The following is a 19,771-nucleotide window of genomic DNA, read 5'->3' on the forward strand; positions in this document are numbered from 1 at the left end:
GTTTCTACTGGCGGTATGCGCATCGGAGAACTCGCCGGCGTGGCCGGCGTCACCCCCCGCGCCGTGCGGCACTACCACCGCATCGGCCTGCTGCCCGAGCCCCCTCGGCACCCCAACGGATACCGGTCGTACTCGCTGCGCGACGCCGTCGAACTCGCGCGCATCCGCCGCCTCGTCGAACTCGGGCTGAGCCTGGACGAGGTGCGCGACGTCATCGTCGACGACGCCGGCAGGGAACTGGCCGAGGTGCTCGCCGAACTCGACGCCGACCTGGCGCGCCAGGAAGAGGCCATCCGGCAGCGCCGCGCGCGCCTGGCGCAACTGCTGCGACAGGTCGAGGAGGGCGGCCGGCTGCCCGCCCAGGCGCCGGTCTCACCGGCGCTGAACACCCTGTTCGACGAGATGGCCCGCGTCTCGGCCCGGCTCCCGGGCCCCGAGCCCGCCATGGCGGCCAAGGAGCGCGAGCTGCTGGCCCTGCTGGAGACCGCGCCCCCGGACGGCGCCGACCACGGTTGGCTGGACGGCCTGATGGGGGCGCTGGGGTCCGACCCGGAGGCGGTCGCGCGGGCGTACGAGGTCTACGCGCGGTTCGACGAGTTGGCCCAGGCACCCGAGGACGACCCCCGGGTGGAGGCGACGGCCCGCGCCGTCGTGGACTTCCTGCCGCCGCAGCTCATCGAGCACCTGGTCCCCACGGACGAGTGGGAGCCGGAGACCGCCGGCGGCTTCGCCACGGCACTCTTCGCGGACCTGGCGCCCGCACAGGCGGCCGCCGTGCGCGGCGCCATCCGGCTGCTCCAGGAGCGGGTCCGATGACCGGTCTGTCGGTGTTACGCGCGATCGTGCGGTGGTCGGCGGCGGCGATGGCGCTCGGGGAAGCGGCGCTGGTGCTGTGCCTGGCCTCCGGCACCCGCGTCGCGCCCGTGGTGCGGGCCGGTGTGGGGCTCGCGACGCTCGCCGCCGTGGTGGCCATGGCGACGCTCCTCGCGGTGGACTACCGCCGCCACCGGCGCACCGGGTTGGGCTGGCGCCCCGCCGCAGTGGCCGCCGTCGCGGACGGGGTGCCGACGCTCGCGCGCCGGCTCGTCGCCCACGAGGCGCGGCTGTTCACCAGCTCGCTGCGCTGGGTGACGCGCCGTGGGCCGCACGGCGTGCGCGCGGGTGACACGGCGGTCCCGTACGCGTCGGGGCAGGCGGCCGTCATGTACGGCTTCCTGTTCGTGAGCGTCGTGGAGACGGTGGCGCTCGCGTACCTCATCCCGTGGCCCCTGCTACACACCATCACCCTGGTGCTGGACCTGTGGGGCGTGTACTTCGTCATCGCCCTGCACGCCTCCTGCGTCGTACGCCCGCACGTCATCGGCGCCGACGGCTCGCTGCGGCTGCGCTACGGGGTGCTGCTCGACATCCACGTCCCCGCCGGGCACATCGCGGCCGTCCGCGTCGACCGCCGCTTCCCCGAGAGCAGACTGGCGGCCGTCGACGCGAACGGCGTGGCCGAACTCGCCGTGGCCAGCCAGGTGACGGTCACCGTGGAACTGCGCGAGCCGGTGGTCTTCGTGCGTCCGCTCGGCAGGTTGGCGCGGGCCCGCACCTTCCGCTTCCACGCCGACGACCCGGCACCAGCCGTCGCCGCGCTCCGTGCCCGCGCGGCCCTCGACGCCACCTGAGTCACCCACCGCCCCCGCGCGACCCCGTCCGCCGCGCGGTCAGGGCCCCTCGGGCGGCGGGGCGAACCCCGCGCGCCGGGCCGTGGCGGACAGGGTCTCCAGCGTCACCGGCGGCAGGTAGGCGCCGGCGGGGGTGCGGTGCCACCACTGGCCCGTCTCACGCAGCTCGCGCCAGGTGGTGAAGCGGTACGCGTAGCGCCTGGCGCGCACCTGGGCGGGCGGCGCGTCGGGGAACGGGTTGGTGCGCAGCAGCCGCAGCGTCGCGCGGTCCCCCTCCAGCAGCTTGCCGAGCAACGGCGCGAACCAGGGCCGGGCGAAGGCGGGGGACAGCGCGGCGAACCACATCATCCAATCCAGCCGCCGGTGGTACGGGGCACACGGGCGCGGCATGCGTCGTGGATCGCCCGGCTTGCCCTTGAACTCGTAGGCGCGCCAACGGGGTTCGTCCGTGCCGGGCGGGTCGTCGGTGCCCTCGATGACCACCTCGTGCCGGTGGCGGTTGACGCTGCCGAACGCGCCGTAGGCGCCGGCGATGTGGAACGGGTTGAACGAGGCGTTCATCCGCTGCCGCCTGGCCACCAGGTTGCGAGCGGGCCAGTAGCTGAGCACCAACACCAACGCGGTCGCGGCCAGCACCAGGACGGTGAACCACAGCGGGGGATCGCCGCGCTCGGCCGGCTCCGACAGGGCCAGGAGGTCGCCGATCAGATGGCCGTCGACGGCGGTCAGCGCGAGGGCGACGGTGATCCAGTTCAGCCAGGCGAAGTTGCCCGAGAGCACCAGCCAGAGCTGGGTGGCGACGATGGCCAACGCGGCCCAGGTGGCGACGGGTTGCGGGGCGAACAGGGCGAACGGGACGACGAGCTGGGCGACGTGGTTGGCCGCCGTCTCCACCCGGTGCAGCGGCCTCGGCAGCCGGTGGAAGAACCAGCTCAGCGGGCCCGGCATGGGCTGGGTCTCGTGGTGGTAGTCCAGACAGGTCAGCTCGCGCCAGCAGCGGTCGCCGCGCATCTTGATCAGACCCGCGCCGAACTCGACCCGGAACAGCAGCCAGCGCACCAACCACAGCACCAGCACCGGGGGACCGACACGCGCGTTCCCCAGGAAAATGGCCAGGAAGCCGGCCTCAAGGAGCAGCGACTCCCAGCCGAACCCGTACCACGTCTGGCCGACGTTGACGATCGAGAGGTACAGCGCCCACAGCGCGGCCCACATCAGCACACCGGCCCACAGCGGCACCGCGTCGGCGCAGCCCACCAGGACGGCCGCCGACAACGCGACCCCGAACCAGGCGACGGCGGCGAAGCGGCGGTCGGAGTACGAGAAGTGGAAGAGGCTGGGCGCGGCGCGGAAGGGCACCCGGGCCACGAACCGGGGGATGGGCGTGAGCCCGCGCTCGCCGAGCAGCGCCCGGAACTGGAGGGCGGCGGTCAGGAACGCCGTCAGGTAGAGGGCGGCCAGGGCCCGCTGGAATGCCAGCCGGCTCCACCAGTAGCCGTCCGCCGTGAACCACTCCATGCCTCGCTCCTCGCCCTGCTCGCCCCGGAAGTGCGCCATGCGTACCACCCGAAGACCGGGCGCCGCCGCTTCCCGTGGGCGCCGCGTGTCGCCCGGGCCCGGGTCCGGGCGACACGCGGCGCGGCGGACGACTACCGCGCCTGGTGCTCCGGCAAACCGGCCCCCCGGCAGGTGACGTCGGCGGCGGGGAGGTCGCCGGTGAGCAGGTACGTCGTCGTCGCGTGGTCCACGCACGGATTGCCCCGACTGGCGAAGACGCCGTGCGAGTAGTCGTCGCGCAGGGTGACCAGCCGCGCGCCCGGCAGTCGGGCCGCCAACCGCCGAGCCCCGGCCAGCGGGGTGACCGGGTCGTGCTCGCTGGCCACCAGCAGCGCCGAAGCCGCCCGCGGGCCGCCGAGCGGCGTGCGGTGGTGCGGCCGGTGGTGCCAGTACGCGCAGGCGCTGGCCTCCAGGCCGGTCACCAGCGGGTACGGGTCGAGCCGGCGCAGCCCGCGCAGGTCGGTGACCACCTCGCGCGGGCTCGGGCCCGGGCCGTCCGCGCACTTGACGACGCGGTTGGCCGCCTCGTAGTTGCGCGAGGCCGCGTCGCCGAACGGTGCCACGGGCCGCAGCTTGGCAACGTTGCCAGTGCGCAGGTAGTCGCGCAGCCCGTCGCCGAGCGGTGCCCAGCGCTCGGTGCGGCCGAGCGCCCGGTAGACGGCGCGGTCGAACTCGGCCGGGCCGAACCCGTCCACCGGGCGGGCCGCCAGTCGATCACGCGCCCGCGCGTACGCCGCCCGCACCTGGCCGGCACTCTCGCCGAGCCCGTACCGTCGCGGGTCGCCGGCCAGCCAGCCGAAGAGCACCTCACGCTGGCGCAGCAGCGCCGCGGCCTGTCGGACGTCGAAGTCGTGCCAATCCCACGGCCCGACAACGCTGTCCAGCACCATCCGGCCGGTGCGGTCGGGGAAGAGCGTCGCGTACGCCGCGCCCAGGTAGCTGCCGTAGGAGACGCCGAGGAAGTGCGTGCGGGGCTCGCCGAGCGCGGCGCGGATGGCGTCCATGTCGCGCGCCGTCGCCTCGGTGGACAGCGCGCCCAGCGCCGCCGGACCCGCGCCATCGGCGCAGTCCCCGGCCAGTTGGCGCAGCGCGGCCAGGTGGCGCCGCTCGCCGGCGGCGTCGGTCGGCAGCGGGTCGGTGCCCGGGCTCGCGAACAGGCCGCCCATCGGGCCGCAGTCGACGGGCGCGCTGCGCCCCACGCCGCGCGGGTCGAAGCCGACGACGTCGTACGCGCGACGCACCCGCTCCGGGAGCTTGGCGCGCTTGGTCACCGCATAGGGCAGTCCGGAGCCGCCCGGCCCGCCGGGGTTGACCAGCAGCGCGCCGCGCCGCTCGGCGGCGGTGCCCGAGGCGCGGACCCGGGAGACGGCGATGTCGAGCGTGGGCCCGGTGGGGCGGTTCCAGTTCAGCGGCACCCGCACCGTGCCGCACTCGACCCGCTCGCCGGGCGGCGGGGTCGGCAGCGAGGCGGGGCACGGGCCGAACTCGACGGCGGGGTGCGAGGCGGCGTGCGCGGACGGGGACGCCAGCGCTGATATCGGCGGTATGGGCGATATCGGCGGTATGAGCGCGGCGATGGCGGCGGCGAGCGCGGTCGTGGTGGCGGCGCGGCGGGGGCGTGACGTGGTGGTTCGGGCGGTCGTCGCGGCGGTCGGCGGCGCGGGTGTCGAGGTCGGGGTGGTGGATGGCATGGCGGAGCTCGCAATCGGAAGATCAGTGGTTCAGCTAGGTGACAATGAAAATGATTATCGATAGCGTGTGCTCTTGGTCAACACGGTCCCGGCCGCCAGGGGGCTCCCCCTCGCGTGCCCGGACCCCCAAGTGCCCTGGCGAAAAGGAGAGTTGTGGGTCACCTTCTGATGATCGAAAGCTGGGTGGGGTCCATGAGCCGGCTGCTGCCGCGCGCCGTGCGGGAGAGCGGGCACGAGTTCACGTTCCTCACCCGTGACCTGCACCACTACCTGCGCAGCGCCCCCGAGGGCGCCAGCCACCCGCTGCTCGGCGCGCGCAACGTCCTCACCCTGGACACCAACGACACCCAGGCCCTGCTCCCACGGGTGGAGCGGCTGCACGCGGCGCTCGGTTTCGACGGGGTCATCACCTCGTGCGACTACTACCTGCCGGCCGTCGCCGAGGTCGCGGCCCGGCTCGGACTGCCCGGCGCGCCGCCCGGCGCCGTGGCGGACGCCTGCCGCAAGGACGCCACGCGGCGCGTGCTGCACGCCGCCGGGGTGCCGGGGCCACGGTTTTCCGTCTGCGACGACTGGGCCCAGGCCGCCGAGGCGGCCCGCGAGATCGGCTACCCGCTGGTCATCAAGCCGGTGGACCTGTGCGCCGGCATGTTCGTACGGCGCGTCGACGACGAGGGCGACCTCTCCCGCGCCTACCGGGCCCTCGCCGACTTCCCCGTCAACGCGCGCGGCCAGCGGCGCGCCCCGCAGGTGCTCCTCGAAGAACTCCTCGAAGGGCCCGAAGTCAGCGTCGAGACCGTCTCGTTCGACGGCAAGAGCCACGTCGTGGGCGTCACCGACAAGAGCATCGGCGGGGCGCCGGCGTTCATCGAGACGGGCCACATGTTCCCCGCCGCCCTCGACGCCGAGGCCACCACCGCCGCCGCGAGCACCGCCCAGGACGCGCTGGCCGCGCTCGGCCTCGACCACGTCGTGGCACACACCGAGATCAAGCTCACCGCGCACGGCCCCCGGGTCGTGGAGGTCAACCCCCGGCCCGCCGGCAACCGCATCACCGAACTCGTACGCCACGTCACCGGCATCGACCTCGCCGCGGCCTTCGTGGACGTCGCCCTGGGCAACACGCCCGACCTCGCCGCCCGCGACACCGGCCTGACCAGCGCCGCCATCGGCTTCCTCGTACCGGAGACCGCGGGCGTCCTGGACGCCATCGAGGGCGCCGACGGCCTCGCCGAGCGCCCGGGCGTTCTGGAGGCCCAACTCGCCCAGCCGGGCACCACGGTCAAGGCGGCCGGCAGCAACAACGAGTACCTCGGCCACGTCATGGCCGCCGACCCCGCGGGCAGCGGCGCCCGCTCCCGGGTCGAGGAACTGCTCGCAGCGCTGCGCCCGCGGGTGGCCACCCGATGAGCACCGCCCTCGGCGCCGCCACCGGGTACGCCGACCTGCTCCGCCGGGTACGGGCCGGCGAGTTCGGCCCCGACCCCGCGACCCAGCGGGTCTCCGTCGCCTTCAGCACCAGCCAGGCCGTACGCCACGAGGGCCGCGGCGGCGGATACCGCAACGAGGTGCTCAGCCTGCGCCTGGCCGAGGCCGTCGGCTCCTGCGCGGTGGAGCCGGGCGCGCTGCCGGCCGCCGCGCTCGACGACTGCGTCGGCGCCGACGTCGCCACCCTGCTCACCCACCCGCTGCCCGCCGTGCGGGTGGCCGCGCTCGACGCGTACCTGCTGCACGCCCTGCCGCACCACACGGCCGACGGCGCCCGCCCCTACCCGCTGCCCGCCGGCAGCTCGCTGCACAAGTCGCGGGCCCGCGCCCGCGCCGTCACCGCCCTCCTGGAGCCGGCCCGCCCCGAGCGGGTGCTGGTCATCGGCGTCGTCAACTCGCTGCTCGAGGCGTTGCGGGAGCGCGGCATCGGCTACCTGCCCTGCGACCTCAAGGGCGGCAGCACCGAGTGGGGCGAGCCCGTCAGCACGGACGCGGCGGCCGAACTGGAGCGCTGCGACGCCATCCTGGCCTCCGGCATGACGCTGGGCAACGGCACCTTCGAGGAGCTGCGCGAACACGCCGCGCGCCACGACAAGCCCCTGGTGATGTTCGCCCAGACCGGCAGCGCCATCCTGCCCCGGCTGATCGGCGCGGGCGTCAGCGCCGTGTGCGCCGAGCCGTACCCGTTCTTCTGGCTCGACGGCGGCCCCGGCGTCATCTACCGCTACGGGGGGCCCTGTTGACGACCACCGCGCTCGCACCCACCGCGAGCCACGAACTCCTCGCCCTGCTCGGCCGCACCCCGCTCGCCCGCGTCACCGCCCCGCTGCCCCATCCACACCCCGGCTTCTGGGCCAAGCTCGAAGGACTCGGCACCGGCGGCATGAAGGCGCGGGCCGCCGTCGCCATGTTGCTCGGCGCCCGGGAACGCGGCGAACTCGCGCCCGGCGCGCCCGTGGTGGAGTCCACGTCGGGCACCCTCGGCATCGGCCTGGCCTTTGCCGGGCAGGCGCTCGGCCACCCCGTGGTCCTCGTGTGCGACGACGAACTCGAACCGTCCATGCGCCAGTTGCTGCGTGCCCACGGCGCCCGTCTGGAGATCGTCGAACACCCGGCGCCGCACGGCGGCTGGCAGGCCGCCCGCATCCGCCGGCTGCGCGAACTGCTCGCCGCGCTGCCCGGCGCGTACTGGCCCGACCAGTACAACAACCCCGACAACGTCGCCGGCTACGCCTCGCTCGCCGCCGAACTCGCCGTCCAACTCGACCACCTCGACATCCTGGTGTGCAGCGTGGGCACCGGCGGCCACAGCGCCGGCATCATCGGACCGCTGCGCCGCCACTGGCCGGCGCTGCGGCTGATCGGCGTGGACGCCACCGGCTCCACCATCTTCGGGCAGCCCGCCAGGGCGCGCCTGATGCGCGGCCTGGGCAGCAGCATCCACCCGCGCAACGTGGCCTACCACGCCTTCGACGAGGTGCACTGGGTGGGCCCGGCCGAGTCCGTCCACGCGTGCCGCCGGCTCGCCAGGTCCAGCTTCGTCAGCGGCGGCTGGAGCACCGGGGCCGTCGCGCTGGTCGCGGCGTGGGCGGCCCGCGTGCACCCGGGGGCCGTCGTCGCCACCGTCTTCCCCGACGGCCCGCACCGCTACCTCGGCAGCGTCTTCGACGACGCCTTCACCACGGCCCACGGCATCGACCCGGACCGCGCCGCCACCCGGCCCGTGGAGATACCGCACCCGCGCGCCGCGGAGGCCGCCGGGTGGGCGCGCTGCACCACGGTCATCGACCCCCTGGAGGGCACCCCATGAAGACCACCCTGCGCACCGTCCGGCTCCGGCTCGCCGAACCCCTGCGCATCTCACGCTCGGTGATGGACGCCCGCGACGCGGTGTGGCTGACCATCGAGCACCGTGGCCTGCGCGGCCACGGCGAGGTGGTGGCCAGCGTCTACTTCGGCCTCGACGCCGACACCATCGGGCACCTGCTGACCGACGCCGGGCTCGACCTCGCCCGCCACCCCGATCCGGAGTCCGCGCTCGGCGCCCTGCGCGCCGGCGAGCTGCCCGCCGACGGGACGCCGCCCGCCGTGGTCGCCGCGGTCGAGGCGGCCCTGCTCGACCTCGTGGGCAAGCGCGCCGGGGCCCCGGCCCACCACCTGATCGGCACGCTCACCCCGCCGGCCGCCGCGACCGCCCGCACCATCGGCATCACCTCCGCCGTCAGCGCGGCCGTACGCGCCCGGTGCCTGGCCGACAGCGGGTTCCGCACCATCAAGGTCAAGGTGGGCGCGGCCGACCCGGAGGCCGACCTGGAGCGGGTGCGCGTCATCCGGGCCGAGGCCCCGGGGCCGCGCCTGCTGCTCGACCCCAACGGGGCCTGGACGGTGGACGAGACGCGCGCGCTGCTGCCCCGGTACGCCGAACTCGGCGTCGAGGCCGTCGAACAGCCCATCGCCCCCGGCACCCCGGACGCCCTCGCGGCCATCGCCGCCGAGTCGCCTCTGCCGATCATCGCCGACGAGGACGCGGTCAGCATCGAGGACGTGCGCCGCCTGGCCGGGCGGGTCCAGGGCGTCAACGTCAAGCTCGCCAAGTGCGGTGGCGTACACGCGGCGCTGCGCATCGGCGAACTCATCGCCGGCACCGGCACCTCGCTCATGCTCGGCTGCCTCACCGCCAGCTCCCTGGGCATCGCGCCCGCCGTACACCTGGCCGACCGGGCCCGCTGGGTGGATCTGGACGGACACCTCCTGCTCGCGCACGACCCGTGGACGGGCATCGGCGGCACCGACGGCACCGTCCGCGCCAGCGCCCACGCCGGCCTGGGCGTACGCCCCGCGCGCCCGGCCGCGCCCGAGCCCCGCCCGGCCCAGGCGCCACCCCGACTCCGCACGTGACGGGCCGGCCGCCGGCCGGTGGTCCCACCCGCGCCGGCGGCCGGACGGGACCGGACGAGGCGGCGCGCGGCGCGGCGGCCGACCCGGCGGTACGCGGCGCGGTGCGCGGCCGCCGGCCGGCACGGAACCCGTTCACCCGCGCCGCATGACGCCCGGCCGTGCCCGGCCCGGAGCCACCGGCACGCGAACCCGCCCCGGCCGGAGCGGGTTCGGCCGCGCGGCGGTGGCGTGCGAGACGGCGTACGAGCGGCGCGTCGCGGCCCGCCGTCGCACAGCCGCGTGGACCCGCCGCGCCCGGCGACCAGGGGTGCCGGCGGCCGGCCCGACCCGGCCCCATCCGCCTCGTACCAACGAGCCACACAGCCCGCGCGCCCCGTGAACCCACCCCCACCAAGGAAGAGAGCCTGCCGTGAAGACCTGGCGCGAGATGCGCGGATTCCCGCTGGCCATCCGCCTCCTGCTGGTCAACCAGCTCGGCGTGAACACCGGCTTCTACCTGCTCATCCCCTACCTCGCCACGCACCTCAGCGAGGACCTCGGGATGTCCGCCGCGGTGGTCGGCATCGTGCTGGGCGTGCGCAACCTCAGCCAACAGGGGCTGTTCATCATCGGCGGGTCGGCCGCCGACCGGCTCGGCGCCCGTGGCGTGATCATCGCCGGTTGTGGGCTGCGCACGCTGGGGTTCGCGCTGTTCGCGCTCGGCGACGGGCTGCCGGTGCTGCTGGCCGCCTCCGTGCTGAGTGGGCTGGCGGGCGCGTTGTTCAACCCGGCCGTACGCGCCTACCTGGCCCAGGAGGCGGGGGAGCGGAAGGCGGAGGCGTTCGCGCTGTTCAACGTCTTCGCCACCACCGGCGCGCTGGTCGGGCCGCTGCTCGGCAGCGCCCTGCTACTGGTCGACTTCCGCGCCTCGGCGCTCACCGCCGCCGCCATCTTCGCGCTGCTCACCGCCGCCCAGGCGGTGGTGCTCCCCGCCCGCCCGGTGCCGCCGGCCCGAACCAGCGTGCTCGGCGACTGGCGCGAGGTCGTCTCGCACCGCGCCTTCCTCGCCTTCTCGCTCGCCATGGTCGGCATGTTCGCCATGGAGAACCAGCTCTACCTGCTGCTGCCCGACGCCGCGCGGCGCGCCAGCGGCTGGGAGGGCGCGGCGGGGCTGGTCTTCCTCGTCGGCACGGTCGCCAACCTGGCCCTGCAGATGCGCGTCACCGGGCGGCTCGGGCAGCGGGGCGCCCGGCCCCGCTGGATCGCCCTCGGGCTGGCCGTGATGAGCCTGGGGTTCGTGCCACCGCTCCTGGTGGCCGGTCGGGGCGCGCCCGACGGCGCGCTGGCGGCGGGCCTGGCGCTGCTGCCGGTGCTCGCCGGGGCGCTGCTGCTCTACCTCGGCGCCATGATGGCGCAGCCGTTCGTGATGGAGCTGATACCGGGGTTCGGCCGCGCCCACCTGACCGGCACCTACTTCGGCGTCTTCTACGTCGTCTCCGGCATCGCGGCGGCCCTGGGCAACACGGCCGTCGGCTGGGCGATGGACGCCGGCGAACGGGGCGGGGCGCACTGGCTGCCCTGGGTGTGCTGTCTCGGCTTCGGCCTCGCGTCGGCCAGCGGCGTGGCCTGGCTGCACCGGCTGCGCGCCCTGCCCACCCCCGGCGGCGCGCCCGTCGCCGAGCCACCCGACGCCACCCGCGCGAAACGCCCCGCCGCCCCACCCGCCGTCCCGTACCCGCAACGGCCCGCCGACCAGGTCGTGCCCCGCGCCGACCGGGCCGACGCGCCGACCCCGGCCCACCGACCCGCCGCCGACCCGGCCACCACGGCCCCGGCCGCGCCCACTCCGGCCCGGCGATCCGCCACCCGCGCCCACCCCGCGGCCGCCGCCGCGAGGCGACGCGCCGCCGGCACCAGCGACGACCCGACGGGAGCAGCCCGATGACCGACGCCACCACGACACACCCACCCGCAGACCACCCTCCCACCGACCACCACACAGCCGACCATCCGTCAGACGCCGGCCTGCCCACCGGCTCCACCCCGCCCGGGCCACAGTCGCCGGCGCCCCGCACGACCACCCCCGACCCGGCGACCAGCGACCCCGCCCCGCCCGCGCAGGCCCCGGACAGCGGCAACCTGCTCACCGACAACCCCGAGCTGTACGAGGCGCGCTTTCCCGACCCGCACGCCCTCGCGGCCCGCTGGGTGGAGGCGACCCTACGGGCGTACGGCGCCGGGCCGCGCGTCCTCGACCTCGGCTGCGGCACCGGACGGGACGCGGCCCACCTGCACGCCGCGGGCCGCCGCGTCGTGGGGGCCGACCTGTCCCAGGCGATGCTGACGCACGCCAGGCGGCACTACCCCGGGCCCACCTACGTCACCGCCGACCTGCGCGGATTCGACTTCGGACCGGGCGCCTTCGACGCGATCACCTGCCTGGACAGCGCCCTGCTGTACTGCCACACCGGCGACGAACTCGACGGACTGCTCGCCTCCTGTCGGCACGCGCTCGCCCCCGGCGGGCTGCTCGTGGCCGAGCTGCGCAACGGGGCGTTCTTCCTGGGCAACACCGAACTCCTGGACGCCCCGACGCGCTCCACCCTGACCTGGCAGGGCGTCAGCTACACCGCGCTCACCACGCTCTGGCTCGACCGCGCCGCCCAACTGTTGCGCCGGCGCCGGGTGTGGACCTCGGACGACGGTTCGCCGCCCGTCACCCAGCACTCCGCGTGGCGGCTGCTGTTCCCGCAGGAGCTGCGCCACCTGCTGGCCGCGCACGGCTTCCGCGTACGGGAGCTGCACGACGGGCCTGGACCGCGTACCGAGCCCGCGTGGCACGAGGACGCGCCGCCGCCGCGCGGCACGGCCGACGACGACCGGCTGCACCTGGTCGCCGAGCGCCTGGCCGACTAGCGCCCGCCGCCCGCTCGCCCCCGGCGCGGCCATGCCGTCGCCGCACCGCCAGCCGCCCCCCACGTTCCGCACCCGTTCCCCGTACAAGGAGTCTCCCGTGACCGCATCCGCTCACCCCGACCGCGCCTTTCCCGCTCTGCGGCGGCGCGGGTTCCTCGCCGCCGGCGCCGCGGCCGGCCTCGGCGCCCTCGCCCTGACCGGCTGTGGCGGCGGCGCCGAGGACGCCGGCGCCGCCGGCGGGGACGGCAAGCCCCGGCGCGGCGGCCGGCTGCGCGCGGCGTTCGCCGGTGGCGGCGCGGCCGAGACGCTCGACCCGCACCTGAGCAACCTGTTCGCCGACGCCGCCCGCGCCAAGGCCCTCTACGACAAGCTCGCCGACTGCGGGGCCGACATGTCGGCCAAGCCCCGCCTAGCCGCCTCCTGGGAGCCGGGCCCCCGGCTCGACCGCTGGAAGGTCACCCTGCGCGAGGCCACCTTCCACGACGGCAGGCCGGTCACCGCCGACGACGTGCTCTACAGCTACCGCCGCATCGCCGACCCGCGAAAGACCTACCGGGCCAAGGCGTCCCTGGAGCCCATCGACCTGAAGGCGAGCCGCGCCCTGGACGCGCGCACCGTCGAGTTCCGCCTCAAGCGCCCCACCGCCGAGTTCCCCAACGTGCTGGCCGCGTTCGGCGCGTACGTCATACCCCGCGACACCGAGCGGTTCGACCGGCCGATCGGCTCCGGCCCCTTCCGCTTCGTCTCCTTCACCCCCGGCCGCTCGTGCGCCGTGCGCCGCTACGACGACTACTGGGACGGCGCCCCCTACCTGGACGAGCTGGAGTTCGTCATCGCCAACGAGGAGTCCGCGCGGATCAACGCGCTGCTCGGCGGGCAGGTCGAGTACGCGCACGAGCTCAACCCCGCCACCGCGCGCGCCCACGAGAACCGGGGCCAGATCGCCATCGTGCGACTGCGCAACAGCGCCATGCAGGCGTTCGCGATGAAGACCGACCGCGCGCCGTTCGACGACCCGCGGGTGCGCCAGGCGTTCTTCCTCATCGCCGACCGCCAGGAACTGGTGGACGGCGCGCTGTCGGGGGCCGGCGAGATCGGCAACGACCTGTTCGGCAAGGGCTACCAGTACTACGCGGCCGACCTGCCGCAGCGCGCACAGGACCTGGACCGGGCCCGACACCTGCTCAAGCAGGCCGGCGCCGAGGACCTGCGGGTCACCCTGGACACCTCCGAGGTGGCCGCCGGATTCACCGAGGCCGCCGGCATCTTCCGCGACCAGGCGGCCAAGGCCGGCGTCACCGTCAAGGTCAGGTCCGGCAGCAAGGACACCTACTGGAGCGACGTCCTGAACTCCGGCACCCTGTGCTGCTACCGCTCGGGCGCCATGCCCATCGAGTCGCACATCTCACAGCGGCTGCTCACCGACTCCTCCACCAACGCCACCCACTGGCGCCACCGCGACTTCGACGCCCAGTACCAGCAGGCCCAGTCCACCAGGGACCCGCGGGCCCGCGCCGCCGTCTACGAGCGCATGCAGCGCCGCCTGCACACCGAGGGCGGCTTCCTGGTGTGGGGCTTCGCCGACTGGATCGTCGGCACCACCAGGAAGGTGGCCGGCGTGCGCTCCGGCGCGCCCGCCAACACCCTGGACTGGGCCCGCTTCGACAAGGTGTGGCTGCGGTGAGATCGCTCCGCTCCTGGCTCGCCCGACGGCTGCTGCTCGGCCTCGTGCAGACCGTGGCCGTGGTGCTGCTGGTCTTCGCGCTCACCGAGGCGCTGCCGGGCGACGCCGCTGTCGCGCTGGCCGGCGACGACCCGGACCCGCGACGCATCGAGCGGATCCGCGCGGCGATGGACCTCGACCGGCCCGCCCTTGAGCGGTTGGCGGACTGGACCGGCGGGCTGCTCCGCGGCGACTTCGGCACCTCGCTGGCGTCCGGCCGACCCGTCGCCGACTACCTCTCCGCCGGCTTCGGGCCCACGCTGGTGCTCGCGGCACTCACGGTGGCGCTGCTGGTCCCGATCTCGGTCGGGCTCGGCGTGCTCGCCGCCCGCCGCGAGGGCGGCGCCCTGGACCGGCTCATCAGCTCGGTGACGCTCGGCGTGTACGCGGTGCCGGAGTTCGCCTTCGGCGTGCTCCTGGTCACCGTCTTCGCGCTGCGCCTGGACTGGCTGCCACCGACCGCCGTCGGCTACGGCACCGACCTGCTGGCCCACCCCGCCGTGCTGGTGCTGCCGGTCCTCGTACTGCTGTCGCGACCGGTGTGCTCCATCAGCCGACTGGTCCGCGCCGGCATGATCGACGCGCTGGCCGCCCCGTACGCCGCGCAGGCCCGCCGCTACGGGGTGAGCGGGGCCCGCGTGTGCTACGCCCACGCGCTGCCCAACGCCGTGGCGCCCGCGGCCCAGCAACTGGCCCGCACCGTCGACTGGTTGCTGTGCGGCGTCATCGTCGTGGAGGCGCTGTTCGTCATCCCCGGGCTCGGCACGGTGCTCATCGACGCGGTCGCCGCCCGCGACGTGCCGGTGGTACAGGGCCTCGCGGTGATCTTCGGCCTGCTCGCGGTGGTGCTCAACCTCGCCGCCGACCTGGTCGCGCACCGCTTCGCCCCGCGTACGGGGGTAGCCGCGTGAACCCGACCGATCCCCGCACCCCGGGTGCCCCGACCGCCCCCACCACCGCACATGCCAGCACCCCACCGGAGCCGACGCCCGGCGCGCCGCGCCGGCGCCGGCCCGCGCCCGGCAGGTTCGCGCTCGGCCTGCTCGTCCTCGCCCCGCCGCTGCTGCTCGCCCTGTTCGGGCCGCTGTTCGCGGGCGAGGCGGGGGAGCGGGGCGTGTCCTTCACCGCCGGCGACGGGCACTGGCTCGGCACCGACTTCGTCGGCCGCGACGTGTGGCGACAGGTGCTGCTCGGCGGCCACTCGGTGGTGCTCGTCGCGCTGTCGGCGACGCTCCTGTCCTACGTCGTCGCCCTGCCGGTCGGCCTCACCGCGGCGCTGACCCGCCGTGGCTGGCTGGAGGAGGCGCTGATGCGCCCGCTGGACGTGCTGCTCGCCGTGCCGTCGCTGCTCCTCGTGTTGCTTGTCGCCGCCGTCTACAGCCCGGGCACGCTGGGCCTGGTGCTGCTGGTGGCGCTGGTCAACATCCCGGACGCGGCCCGCATGGTCCGCGCGTCGGCGGCGGAGGCGGCCTCCCGCCCGGCCGTGGAGGCGCTGCGGATGCAGGGCGAGAGCTGGTGGCGGATCGCGGTGGGCTACGTCGGCCGCGCCACCCGGCGCACCCTGGTCGCCGACGCGGGCGTGCGCCTGACGGGCGTGCTGTACCTGGTGGCCACCGCCGCGTTCCTCGGCGTGGGCGTCGCGCCCGACGCCGCCGACTGGGCCGTCATGGTCGACCGCAACCGCACCGGTCTCTTCCTCCAGCCGTGGGCGGTGGTGGTACCCGCGCTGCTGATCGTGGGCCTGTCGATGGGCACCAACCTGCTCTTCGACGCCGCCCTCGCGCCCCGGGCCGACCGCCCGGCCCGCCCCCGCCCAGCCCGGCGCCGCCTGGCCCGCCCGCGCGCGGGCGCCCCGGCCGAGGGCCGCCCCGGGGCCACCCGGCGCTCCGCGCGCCCCACCCAAGGAGAGGAGAAGCACCGGTGAACGCCGACGTGCGGGCCGTCGCCGAAGTGCGGGACCTGCGGATCGAGGTGGCGGGCCGGGCCCTGGTGGACGGCGTGAGCCTGCGCGCCCGGCCGGGCCGGGTGACCGCGCTGGTCGGCGCCTCCGGCAGTGGCAAGACCACCACTGGCCTGGCCCTGCTCGGCAGTTACCCGGCGGGCGCCGTCGTCAGCGGCGAGATACGGGTCGCCGACGGGCTCGCCGGCTACGTGCCCCAACACCCGGCGGCCGTGCTCAACCCGGCCCGGCGCGTGGGCGCGCTGCTCACCGACATCGCCCGCCGTCAGGTGCGCGAGCTGCCGCGCGGGCGGCGGCGGGCCGCCGCCCGCGAGCGGGTGCTCAGCGCGTTGGCCGCGGCCCACGTCGCCGACGGCCCGGAGACCGTCGAGCGCTACCCGCACCAGCTCTCGGGCGGACAGCAACAGCGCGTCGTACTGGCCCAGGCGCTCCTGCTCGGCGCGCGCGTCATCGTCGCCGACGAGCCCACCACGGGGCAGGACGCGCTGACCAAGCGCCGGGTGGTGGCCGAACTCGCGGCCGTGGCCCAGCGCGGCATCGCGCTCGTCCTGCTCAGCCACGACCTGGAGGTGGTGCGCGAACTGGCCGACGACATCCTGGTGTTGCGCGCCGGCCAGGTCGTCGAGGAGGGCCCAGCCGACCGACTCCTGACCGACCCGCGACACCCGTGGACCCGACAGCTCCTGGCCCCGCCGCCGACCCCCGCCCACGGCCACCCGCGCGCCGCGCCACCCACCGCCCGCGCGGACACGGACGACGCGGGCCCGCGCCGCGCGTCCCCGCCCTGCGCCGAGGGCCTGGTCGTACGGGGACTCACCGCGCGGCACCGCGCCGGCGGGCGCCGGGGCGGGGTCGCCGTCGTACACGGCGCCGACCTCGCCGTGGCCCCGGGGGAGTCCCTGGCCCTGGTCGGCCGGTCCGGCAGCGGCAAGACCACGCTGGCCCGCTGCGTGGCCGGGCTGCACCGGGACTTCGCGGGCCGGGTACTCCTGGACGGCGCGGAGCTGCCGCGTAGCCTGCGGGACCGTACCCGGGCCGAACTGGCCGCCGTGCAGTACGTGTTCCAGGACGCCCGGGCCGCCTTCGACGCGTACCGGCCCGTGCTCGACCAGGTGGCCCGCACGGCGGTGCGGCTGCGCGGGGCCACGCCCGGCGCGGCGCGCGAGCAGGCCACGACGACGCTCGCCGCCACCGGTCTGAGCGAGGAGCTGGCCGCGCGCCGGCCGGAACAACTCTCCGGCGGGGAGTTGCAGCGCGCGGCGCTGGCCCGGGCCCTGCTCGCCCGGCCGCGGGTGCTGCTGTGCGACGAGGTCACCTCGGGGCTCGACGCCGTCACCCGGCACGGCATCCTGCGCCTGCTCGCCACGCTGCTGCGCAACCGAGGGGACCTGGCGCTGGTCCTGATCACGCACGACCTGGAGACGGCCGCGCTCGCCCACCGCGTGGCCGTGCTCGACGCGGGCGAGATCGTCGAGCAGGGCACGGCCCACCAGGTCCTCACGGCGCCGCGCCACCCCTTCACAGCCTCGCTCGTAACCGCGAGCCAGCCGTACGCGCCCGGCGCTGGCGGCGAGGCCGACGACACCGTCGTCGCGGACCAGCCGGCGCCGCCGTAGCAGCCGGTCGGGGGAACGGGGATCGGTCCGGCGGTTCGAGGTGTTGACTTAAACAATTGTTGAAGTCATACGTTCGTCTCGAACCGCCGGTCAGGCGGTGCGCCACCCATCGAGGAGAGCCCCATGGACATGGAAGTCACCGCCTGGACATCGCTCCACCACGCGATGAACGCCAAGAACGACCAGCGCCCCTTCTCCCGGGCAGCCCTGCGCCGCATCGCGCGCTTCGCCAGGCCGCACCGCCCACAGATCATCAAGTTCCTGGTACTGAGCGTGGTCACCGCCGCGCTCGCGGTCGCCACACCGGTCGTCGCCGGCTGGGTGGTCAACGCCATCGTGGACGGCGACGCGGTACGCGAGGTCGTCGGCCTCGCCGTGCTGATCGCCGCCATCGCAGTGGCCGAGGCCGGCCTCGGCCTCACCCAGCGGTGGTTCTCCGCCCGCATCGGCGAGGGCCTCATCCTCGACCTGCGCCGGGCCGTCTACGACCACGTACAACGGCTGCCCGTCGCCTTCTTCACCCGCACCCGCACCGGCGCGCTCGTCAGCCGGCTCAACAACGACGTGATCGGCGCCCAACGGGCCTTCAGCGACACGCTCTCGGGCGTGGTCAGCAACGTCGTCACGCTGCTGCTGACGCTCGGCGTGATGCTCAGCCTCTCCTGGCAGATCACCCTGCTGGCGCTGGTCCTGTTGCCGGTCTTCGTGCTGCCGGCCCGCCGGATGGGCGCCCGACTGGCCCGGCTCCAGCGCGAGGCGGCCGCCCACAACGCGGCCATGAGCACCCAGATGACCGAGCGGTTCTCGGCGCCCGGCGCCACCCTGGTCAAGCTGTTCGGCCGCCCGGACGACGAGTCGGCGGAGTTCGCGGCCCGGGCGAGGCGGGTGCGGGACATCGGAGTGCGCAGCGCGATGGTCCAGACGGTGTTCATGACCGCCCTGACCATGGTCTCGGCCCTGGCCCTCGCCCTGGTCTACGGGCTCGGCGGCTACTACGCGCTGCGCGGCAGCCTGGACGCCGGCGCCGTCGTCGCCCTGGCCCTGCTGCTGACCCGCCTGTACGCCCCGCTGACCGCGCTGGCCAGCGCCCGGGTGGAGATCATGAGCGCCATGGTCAGCTTCGAGCGGGTCTTCGAGGTGCTGGACCTTGAGCCGCTGATCACCGAGAAGCCGGACGCCCGCACGGTCTCTCCGGGCCCGGTCTCGGTCGAGTTCGACGCCGTCGACTTCGGCTACCCCGCCGCCGACAGGGTCTCCCTCGCCTCGCTCGAAGAGGTCGCCACGCTCGACACCCGAGGCGGCGAGCAGGTGCTGCACCAGGTCTCCTTCCGCGCCGAGCCCGGCCAGATGGTCGCCCTGGTCGGCTCCTCCGGCGCGGGCAAGTCCACCATCGCGCAACTGCTGCCCCGGCTGTACGACGTGGACGCCGGCGCGGTACGCGTCGACGGCGTGGACGTACGGGACCTGACCGCCGCGTCCGTCCGCGAGACCATCGGCATGGTCACCCAGGACGGCCACCTCTTCCACGAGTCCATCCGCGCCAACCTGCTCCTCGCCCGCCCCGACGCCACCGACGAGCAGGTGTGGGAGGTGCTGCGCCGGGCCCGGCTCGACGGGCTGATCGCGGCGCTGCCCGACGGGCTCGACACCATCGTCGGCGAGCGCGGCTACCGGCTCTCCGGCGGCGAGCGGCAACGCCTGACCATCGCCCGGCTGCTGTTGGCCAGGCCGCAGGTGGTCATCCTCGACGAGGCCACCGCGCACCTGGACTCCACGTCGGAGGCGGCCGTGCAGGAGGCCCTGGCCGAGGCGCTGGAGGGCCGGACCGCCGTGGTCATCGCCCACCGGCTGTCCACGGTGCGCGCCGCCGACCTGATCCTCGTCATCGAGGAGGGCCGGGTCGTCGAGCGGGGCACCCACGCCGAGCTGCTGGCCCAGCACGGCCGGTACGAGCAGCTCTACCGCACCCAGTTCGCCGACACGGACACCGACACCGAGGCTGGCACCGGGGCCGGGGCCGCCGACGGGCCGACCACTCCGGCGGGCCCTGACGCTCCCGAACCGCTGGCCACGGCGGCCCCGTGAACACCCGGCCCCGCCCACCGCGCGGGCCACTGACCCCCGGCCCCCGAGGCCGGCCCCACCAAGCCGGCGCCCTCCCCGTCACCGTGACGCGGAGGGCGCCGGCGCGTTCACGGCCGAACGCCCCCGGCGGCCCGCCCACACGAGAACCGGGCCCGTAAGGGCCGCCCCACCCGGGCCCGTACCGCCAC

General features: G+C 75.5%; 14 protein-coding genes and 1 pseudogene. 13 read left to right on the forward strand and 2 right to left on the reverse strand.

The window, feature by feature from the left end:
• Nucleotides 1-15: 15 nt before the first annotated feature.
• Nucleotides 16-816, forward strand: a complete 801-nt coding sequence (locus OYE22_RS32430) for a MerR family transcriptional regulator (protein WP_277323767.1) — start codon at nt 16-18, stop codon at nt 814-816.
• The gene (locus tag OYE22_RS32435; protein ID WP_277323768.1) at nt 813-1,670 is read left to right on the forward strand and encodes a hypothetical protein; all 858 of its coding nucleotides are present in this window, start codon (nt 813-815) and stop codon (nt 1,668-1,670) included. The genes OYE22_RS32430 and OYE22_RS32435 overlap by 4 nt, the downstream gene beginning before the upstream one ends.
• Before the next feature lie 39 nt (nt 1,671-1,709).
• On the opposite strand, the gene OYE22_RS32440 is transcribed toward OYE22_RS32435, so the two are convergent.
• Entirely contained in the window at nt 1,710-3,188 is a 1,479-nt protein-coding gene (locus tag OYE22_RS32440; RefSeq protein ID WP_277324428.1) for a lipase maturation factor family protein, read from the reverse strand.
• Nucleotides 3,189-3,319: 131 nt separating this feature from the next.
• On the reverse strand, nt 3,320-4,918 hold the full coding sequence (locus OYE22_RS32445; RefSeq protein WP_277323769.1) for an alpha/beta hydrolase: 1,599 nt from the start codon (nt 4,916-4,918) through the stop codon (nt 3,320-3,322).
• A gap of 153 nt (nt 4,919-5,071) precedes the next feature.
• Between OYE22_RS32445 and OYE22_RS32450 the strand changes: the two genes are divergently transcribed.
• From OYE22_RS32450 to OYE22_RS32500, 11 genes and pseudogenes are all read left to right on the forward strand, one after another.
• Nucleotides 5,072-6,328 carry an ATP-grasp domain-containing protein gene (locus OYE22_RS32450; RefSeq protein ID WP_277323770.1) on the forward strand — a complete coding sequence of 419 codons (1,257 nt, stop codon included), beginning with the start codon at nt 5,072-5,074 and terminating at the stop codon, nt 6,326-6,328.
• Nucleotides 6,325-7,149 carry a DUF364 domain-containing protein gene (locus tag OYE22_RS32455; protein WP_277323771.1) on the forward strand — a complete coding sequence of 275 codons (825 nt, stop codon included), beginning with the start codon at nt 6,325-6,327 and terminating at the stop codon, nt 7,147-7,149. The genes OYE22_RS32450 and OYE22_RS32455 overlap by 4 nt, the downstream gene beginning before the upstream one ends.
• Nucleotides 7,146-8,216 carry a PLP-dependent cysteine synthase family protein gene (locus OYE22_RS32460; RefSeq protein WP_277323772.1) on the forward strand — a complete coding sequence of 357 codons (1,071 nt, stop codon included), beginning with the start codon at nt 7,146-7,148 and terminating at the stop codon, nt 8,214-8,216. Before OYE22_RS32455 ends, OYE22_RS32460 begins: the two co-directional genes overlap by 4 nt.
• Entirely contained in the window at nt 8,213-9,304 is a 1,092-nt protein-coding gene (locus tag OYE22_RS32465; protein WP_277323773.1) for an enolase C-terminal domain-like protein, read from the forward strand. Before OYE22_RS32460 ends, OYE22_RS32465 begins: the two co-directional genes overlap by 4 nt.
• A gap of 409 nt (nt 9,305-9,713) precedes the next feature.
• Nucleotides 9,714-10,940: pseudogene (locus OYE22_RS32470) on the forward strand (MFS transporter); the annotation flags it as partial.
• Between the two features lie 284 nt (nt 10,941-11,224).
• Entirely contained in the window at nt 11,225-12,199 is a 975-nt protein-coding gene (locus tag OYE22_RS32475) for a methyltransferase domain-containing protein (protein WP_277323774.1), read from the forward strand.
• Between the two features lie 97 nt (nt 12,200-12,296).
• Nucleotides 12,297-13,883 (forward strand): ABC transporter substrate-binding protein, encoded by a 1,587-nt coding sequence (locus OYE22_RS32480; protein WP_277323775.1) that lies wholly within the window; start codon nt 12,297-12,299, stop codon nt 13,881-13,883.
• The gene (locus OYE22_RS32485) at nt 13,880-14,833 is read left to right on the forward strand and encodes an ABC transporter permease (protein WP_277323776.1); all 954 of its coding nucleotides are present in this window, start codon (nt 13,880-13,882) and stop codon (nt 14,831-14,833) included. Before OYE22_RS32480 ends, OYE22_RS32485 begins: the two co-directional genes overlap by 4 nt.
• Nucleotides 14,834-14,961: 128 nt before the next feature.
• Nucleotides 14,962-15,846 carry an ABC transporter permease subunit gene (locus OYE22_RS32490; protein ID WP_277324429.1) on the forward strand — a complete coding sequence of 295 codons (885 nt, stop codon included), beginning with the start codon at nt 14,962-14,964 and terminating at the stop codon, nt 15,844-15,846.
• Nucleotides 15,843-17,498, forward strand: coding sequence for an ATP-binding cassette domain-containing protein (locus OYE22_RS32495; RefSeq protein ID WP_277323777.1), 1,656 nt, complete (start codon nt 15,843-15,845; stop codon nt 17,496-17,498). The genes OYE22_RS32490 and OYE22_RS32495 overlap by 4 nt, the downstream gene beginning before the upstream one ends.
• A 123-nt stretch (nt 17,499-17,621) precedes the next feature.
• Nucleotides 17,622-19,583 carry an ABC transporter ATP-binding protein gene (locus tag OYE22_RS32500; protein ID WP_277323778.1) on the forward strand — a complete coding sequence of 654 codons (1,962 nt, stop codon included), beginning with the start codon at nt 17,622-17,624 and terminating at the stop codon, nt 19,581-19,583.
• The last annotated feature ends 188 nt before the right edge of the window (nt 19,584-19,771 follow it).

The organism is Streptomyces sp. 71268, assembly GCF_029392895.1.
Lineage (GTDB): Bacteria > Actinomycetota > Actinomycetes > Streptomycetales > Streptomycetaceae > Streptomyces.

Excerpts from the sequence above, each read along its gene's own strand:
- OYE22_RS32430 (WP_277323767.1), top strand. The coding sequence starts at position 16 with ATGCGCATCGGAGAACTCGCCGGCGTGGCCGGCGTCACCCCCCGCGCC.
- OYE22_RS32435 (WP_277323768.1), top strand. The coding sequence starts at position 813 with ATGACCGGTCTGTCGGTGTTACGCGCGATCGTGCGGTGGTCGGCGGCG.
- OYE22_RS32440 (WP_277324428.1), bottom strand. The coding sequence starts at position 3,188 with ATGGAGTGGTTCACGGCGGACGGCTACTGGTGGAGCCGGCTGGCATTC.
- OYE22_RS32445 (WP_277323769.1), bottom strand. The coding sequence starts at position 4,918 with ATGCCATCCACCACCCCGACCTCGACACCCGCGCCGCCGACCGCCGCG.
- OYE22_RS32455 (WP_277323771.1), top strand. The coding sequence starts at position 6,325 with ATGAGCACCGCCCTCGGCGCCGCCACCGGGTACGCCGACCTGCTCCGC.
- OYE22_RS32465 (WP_277323773.1), top strand. The coding sequence starts at position 8,213 with ATGAAGACCACCCTGCGCACCGTCCGGCTCCGGCTCGCCGAACCCCTG.
- OYE22_RS32475 (WP_277323774.1), top strand. The coding sequence starts at position 11,225 with ATGACCGACGCCACCACGACACACCCACCCGCAGACCACCCTCCCACC.
- OYE22_RS32500 (WP_277323778.1), top strand. The coding sequence starts at position 17,622 with ATGGACATGGAAGTCACCGCCTGGACATCGCTCCACCACGCGATGAAC.